Consider the following 5,726-nt stretch of genomic DNA (forward strand, 5'->3'; position numbering starts at 1 on the left):
CGCCCGGTTACATTCCGAACCCGGAAGCTAAGCCTTTCAGCGCCGATGGTACTGCAGGGGGGACCCTGTGGGAGAGTAGGACGCCGCCGAACAATATTTCAAGGACCCTTGGTCCCAGCGTTCACGCTGGGACCAAGGGTCCTTTTTGTTTTGCCGAAGCGCGCCGATAAGCCGGGTGCGCGAGAATGACTGCGTTACCCGAAGACAGGAGTCACGACGATGTCCCCCAACTCTTCCGACGATCGGTCGGATCGCGAGCCTCGGCGGGGTGGTCCTCGCGGACCGCGTCGTGACGATACGCGTGGCGGCGGCCCCCGGCGTGACGACCGTCCGGCGTTCCGCCGTGACGATGATCGCTCGCGTGGTCCGCGTCAGGACGACCGCGGCGGATTCCGGCGGGATGACCGTGGCGGCAGCGACCGGCGGGACGACCGTGGGCCGCGTCGGGACGATGACCGGGGCGGTCGTCCTGGTGGTGGCGGCGGGTATGGGCGTCGCGATGACCGCGGCGGCCGGCCCTCTGGCGGTGGGTTCCGGCGGGATGATCGTGGCGGTGGTGACCGGCGTGACAGTCGTCCTGGTTTCCAGCGGGACGACCGCGGGCCGCGTCGGGACGATGACCGGGGCGGGTTCCGCCGCGATGACCGTGGCGGGCGCCCCTCCGGTGGCGGTGGCTTCGGTCAGCGTGACGACCGTTCGCGCGGTCCGCGTCAGGACGACCGCGGCGGGTTCCGCCGTGACGACCGCCGTGACGACCGCCGTGATGATCGTGGTGGGTTCCGGCGGGATGAGCGCGGTGGTGGTGACCGGCGTGACAGTCGTCCTGGTTTCCAGCGGGACGACCGTGGGCCGCGTCGGGATGACGATCGGGGGCGTGGGCCTCGTCGCGATGACCGTGGGGGCGGCGACCGTCCGCGCGGGCCGCGTCAGGACGACCGCGGCGGGTTCCGCCGTGACGACCGCCGTGATGATCGGCGCGACGACCGGCGTGACGACCGTCCCGGTTTTCGGCGTGATGACCGGGCTCCGCGGCGGGATGACCGTGGGGGTCGGCCGTCCGGTGGGTTCCAGCGGGATGAGCGGGCTCCGCGTCGGGACGATGACCGGGGCGGGTTCCGGCGGGATGATCGCGGGGGCCGGCCGTCCGGTGGGTTCCGGCGGGATGACCGGGGCGGTGGCGACCGGCGGGATGGCGACCGTGGTGGTTACCGCGGTGGTCAGCGCTCTTCGCGGGATGACCGGCAGGGCGGCGGCGGGTACCGCGGGCGGGATGAGCGCGGCGGGTCCGGCGGGTACGGGCGGCGCGATGACCGGGAGCGGGACCGTGAGCCCGTACGACGGCTGCCGATTCCCGAGGACGTGACGGGCCATGAGATCGACCCGGATGTGCGGCAGGAGCTGCTGAGCCTGCCGAAGACCCTCGCCGAGGACGTCGCGCGGAACCTCGTGATGGTGGCGAAGCTGCTGGACGAGGACCCGGAGCAGGCGTACGAGTACTCGCGTATCGCGCTGCGGCTCGCTTCCCGGGTCGCGGCCGTGCGTGAGGCGGCCGGGTTCGCGGCGTACGCCACCGAGAAGTACTCCGAGGCGCTGGCGGAGTTCCGCGCGGCGCGGCGGATGACCGGGTCTGTCGACCTGTGGCCGGTCATGGCCGACTGTGAGCGCGGGATGGGCCGGCCGGAGCGGGCCATGGCGATGGCCGGTGAGCCCGAGGTGCAGCGGCTGGACAAGGCCGGGCAGGTCGAGATGCGGCTGGTCGCGGCCGGGGCCCGTAAGGACATGGGGCAGGCCGACGCGGCGGTCGTGACGCTCCAGAGCCCGGAGCTGGCTTCGAACTCGATCCAGCCGTGGACCGCCCGCCTCCGTTACGCCTACGCCGACGCGCTGCTGGAGGTCGGGCGCGAGGACGAGGCGCGCGAGTGGTTCGGGAAGGCGCTGGAGGCCGACCAGGGCGGTACGACGGACGCCTCCGACCGGCTTGCCGAGCTGGACGGTGTCGAGTTCGTGGACGCGCTGGCCGAGGACGGCGACGAGGCCGAGCACGGCGATGACGCTCAGCGTTGACCGCTGATGGGTGAGCGGTGAGAGAGGGCGGGGTTCCGATGGGGACCCCGCCCTTTTCGTTCTCAGCCCAGCGCGAGGTTGCGCAGGACCAGGCCCGTGGCCGGTTTCGGGCCGAAGGATGTGGACTTGCGGGGCATGGTCACGCCCTGCTGGGCCAGTTCCCGTACGACCTCTTCGCGTACCGGGTGCATTAGTACGGCCGTGCCGCCGTGCCGTTCGGCCTGTTCGACGGCGACCGCCGCCTCGTGGATGTAGCCGATGTGGTCGGGGTCGTCCGGGACCCGCCAGACGTGTTCGAGCAGGGCCGAGTGCAGGACGGTGGCGTCGAGGGAGCGCCATGCCTGCGGCCGGCCGTCGGGGATCGTACGGGCCAGGAGGCCGGGGTCCGGGCGGTCGATGAGGTGGAAGCCGCCGTCGCCCGCGAGCAGGAAGGCGGTGCCGCCGGCTCGTGACGCGTCCGCGAGGACTTCGAGGGCTTCGGGCAGCGGGCCTTCGACGGCGCGGGCCCGGAAGGTGTCCGACACCGCGTTGAGGGCCTCCTTGATCGGGAGGCGGTGCAGGAGGCGGTGGATGGACCGTACGAGCAGGGGGTAGCGGGCGGTGTCCACGAGGAGGACCAGGCCGTAGTCCCAGGGGCCGGGCGCGGCCTGTTCGGAGTGGACCCGCAGATATGTGGCCCAGCGGTGGTGGCCGTCGGCGATGAGGGCCTGGCGCCGGGAGAGGTCCTCGTCGACGCGGGCCAGGTCGTCCGGGTCGGTGAGGGACCACAGCCGGTGGGCGAAGCCGTCCTCGGTGGTGGTGGCGAGCAGCGGCTCGGTGCGGATCGTGCGCTCGATGACGGCGGTCGCGCCGGTCGTCGAGCCGTTTCCGCGGTAGGCGAAGAGGAGCGGTTCGAGGTTGGCGTAGGTGTCGCGCATGAGCGCCGCGCGGTCCTCGACGATGTGCGGCATCACGTCCTCGTGGGGGAGGACGACGCCCGCTTCGCGGGGGGTGAGGCGCAGGGCCCCGATGAGGCCGCGCTGAAGGGTGTGGCCGTCGTGCTGCTCGTACACGTAGAGCGCCGGTTCGGGGTCGGGGGCGAGGATGCCCTCTTCCTGCCAGCGGCGCAGGGTCTCGCCGGCCTGGCGGTGCCGGTCGGCGGCGGTGGCGGCCTGCGGGAGGATCAGGCGGACGATGTTGTGCGGATCGGCGGTCTCCAGGTGGCGCAGGCCGTCCGGCCGTACCACGACGTCGTACGGGGGCGAGGTCACGGCGGCCAGGCTGCCGACCCGCTCCGGCACATAGCGCAGCCCTCTGAAGGGGGCCAGTTGGAGACCCTGTCCGGCGTGCCCTGGAGTGCTCATTGGGAAATGTTATGCCGCATACCGGGATGAGCGATGATCGGGGGAGAGAGACACGGAAGCACGAGGAGCGCACGCCATGAACCAGACCGTCCGGACCAGCCCCGACGGCAGCGAGGAGCGGCTGAGCGCCGCGTACGACACCGCGCTGCTGGACCTCGACGGGGTGGTGTACGCGGGGGGCGAGGCGATCGAGCACGCCGTGGAGTCGCTGGGGACGGCTCGGGACGGCGGGATGCACCTGGCGTACGTCACGAACAACGCGGCACGTACGCCGCAGGCGGTCGCCGAGCATCTGACGCGGCTGGGCGTCGCGACGGAGGCGGCGGACGTGATCACCTCGGCGCAGGCGGTGGCGCGGCTGATCGCCGATCAGGTCCCGTCCGGGGCGCGGGTGTTGGTGATCGGCGCGGAGGGGCTGGAGGTCGCGCTGCGGGAGCGCGGGCTGGAGCCGGTGTTCTCCGCCGACGACGATCCGGCGGCGGTGGCGCAGGGGTACGGCGGGCCGGGGATGACGTGGGAGCGGCTGCAGGAGGCGTCGTACGCGGTGGCGCGCGGCGTGCCGTGGTTCGCTTCCAACACCGATCTCACGATTCCCAGTGCGCGGGGGATCTCGCCGGGGAACGGGGCGGCGGTGGAGGTCGTGCGGATCGCCACGGGGGCGGAGCCGCGGGTGGCGGGGAAGCCGTTGCCTCCTATGCACCGGGAGACGGTGCTGCGGACGGGGGCTTCGCGGCCGTTGGTTGTCGGGGACCGGCTCGATACGGATATCGAGGGGGCCTATGTGGGGGGTGTGGATTCGTTGTTGGTATTGACGGGGGTTACTTCGGCGGGGGAGTTGTTGGGGGCTTCTCCTCGGCATCGGCCTACGTATGTGGCTTTGGATTTGCGGGGGTTGCTGGAGCCGCAGCCGGTGGTTTCGGCGGAGGGGGATGCTTTTGTCTGTGGGGGGTGGAGGGCTTCTGTTGGGGGCGGGAAGTTTGTGCTTGAGGGGGATGGCGCTTCGATTGACGGGCTGAGGGCGTTGTGCGGGGCCGCTTGGTCTTTGGCCGGGGAGCAGGTTTGTGAGGTGGACTCGGGGGAGGTTTTGGGGCGGTTGGGGTTGTAGCCCGGGGGATTTTTTCCCCACCCCGCCCCTTCCCGTAACCGGGGCGCTGCCCCGGGCCCCGGTCCTCAAGCGCCGGACGGGCTGGATTCGGCTGGGGTGGGTGGGGCGGCCCGGAGGCCGGGTGGGGCTTTGTCCTCAAGCGCCGGACGGGCTGGAAGGGGTCGGGCGGGGAGGGTCCTCAAGCGCCGGGCGGGCTGGATTCGGCTGGGCGGGGCTTTGTTCTCAAGCGTCGGGCGGGTGGGTGCTTACTCGATTTCCGCTATCAGGTCGTCTTCCGTCGCGCCTCGGCGCCAGTAGCCCGTGAACTTGATGGCCTTACGGTCGAATTGGCGGTCGCCGACCAGGTGGCGGCGGAGGGCGCGGACGTTGGCGGATTCGCCGGCGATCCAGGCGTAGGGGGTGCCGGCGGGCAGGTCCGCGGCGCGGACGGCCTCCAGGACGGGGTTGGCTCCGGGGGTCTCGCGGACCAGCCAGGTGATGTCGGCGGCGGCCTTGGTGGGGAGGGGCTGGGCGTCCTCCGCGGTCGGGATCTCGATCCAGGCCTTGGCGGGGGCGTCGGGCGGGAGCTGGGCCAGGATGCCGGCTATGGCGGGGAGCGCCGTCTCGTCGCCGGTGAGCAGGGTCCAGTCGGTGCCGGGCGGCGGGCGGAAGTCGACGCCGCCGTTGTCCTCCTCGACCGGGCCGAGCAGGGTGACGCGGTCGCCGGGGCGGGCGGTGCGGGCCCAGGAGGACGCCGGGCCGTCCGTGACGCCCGCCGGGGCGTGGTCGCCGCCGTGCAGGGCGAAGTCGACGTCCAGCTCGTCGGGGTCGCGCCGCTGGTCGCGCACCGTGTACGTACGCATGACCGCCCGTACGGCCGGGTCCATCTCGCGCCACGCGGCGAACCAGCCCTCGCCCCGGTCGTCGGGGAGTACGGGCGCGTCCTGGCCGGGGCGCGGGAGGAAGAGCTTGAAGCGCTGGTCGCGGCCGCCGCTGGCGAAGGCGGACAGGTCGTCGCCGGTGAAGGTGGTGCGGACCATGGCGGGGCTGAGCCGCTCGGTGCGCAGGACGCGCACGTCGAAGAAGCGGAAGGGCATGGCGGGCATGAGGGCGTGCTCCTCTCGGGTACCGGACTGTGCTGCGTGGCCGGCGCCGGGGCGGGGGGCGGCCCCTTGGCGGCCCACGACGCGGATCTCCCCCTCCGCGCCCTCGACCTTCTTGTCGATACGGACGTC

The 5,726-nt window shown here is 72.4% G+C and carries 5 protein-coding genes and 1 rRNA gene; 4 read left to right on the forward strand and 2 right to left on the reverse strand.

The window, feature by feature from the left end; translation table 11 throughout:
• The 3 genes from rrf to AB0I49_RS38085 all read left to right on the forward strand — a co-directional run.
• Positions 1-92: ribosomal RNA gene (gene rrf / locus AB0I49_RS38075) — 5S ribosomal RNA — on the forward strand; the annotation flags it as partial.
• Between the two features lie 197 nt (positions 93-289).
• The gene (locus tag AB0I49_RS38080; RefSeq protein ID WP_363231823.1) at positions 290-1,363 is read left to right on the forward strand and encodes a hypothetical protein; all 1,074 of its coding nucleotides are present in this window, start codon (positions 290-292) and stop codon (positions 1,361-1,363) included.
• Complete coding sequence (locus AB0I49_RS38085; protein WP_363231821.1) at positions 1,342-2,064, forward strand: hypothetical protein; 723 nt, start codon at positions 1,342-1,344, stop codon at positions 2,062-2,064. The genes AB0I49_RS38080 and AB0I49_RS38085 overlap by 22 nt, the downstream gene beginning before the upstream one ends.
• Positions 2,065-2,126: 62 nt before the next feature.
• Here the strand turns inward: AB0I49_RS38085 and AB0I49_RS38090 are convergent, their stop codons facing one another.
• Positions 2,127-3,407: a DUF1015 domain-containing protein gene (locus AB0I49_RS38090; RefSeq protein ID WP_363231819.1), complete on the reverse strand. Its 1,281-nt coding sequence runs from the start codon at positions 3,405-3,407 to the stop codon at positions 2,127-2,129.
• 76 nt (positions 3,408-3,483) lie between these two features.
• Here AB0I49_RS38090 and AB0I49_RS38095 point away from each other — a divergent pair, with 76 nt between their 5' ends.
• Entirely contained in the window at positions 3,484-4,512 is a 1,029-nt protein-coding gene (locus AB0I49_RS38095) for an HAD-IIA family hydrolase (protein ID WP_363231820.1), read from the forward strand.
• Between the two features lie 245 nt (positions 4,513-4,757).
• On the opposite strand, the gene AB0I49_RS38100 is transcribed toward AB0I49_RS38095, so the two are convergent.
• A complete protein-coding gene (locus AB0I49_RS38100) occupies positions 4,758-5,597 on the reverse strand; it encodes a siderophore-interacting protein (protein ID WP_363231822.1) in 840 nt (279 codons plus the stop codon).
• Positions 5,598-5,726 lie beyond the last annotated feature (129 nt).

It is taken from the genome of Streptomyces sp. NPDC050617, assembly GCF_040654795.1.
Classification (GTDB): domain Bacteria; phylum Actinomycetota; class Actinomycetes; order Streptomycetales; family Streptomycetaceae; genus Streptomyces.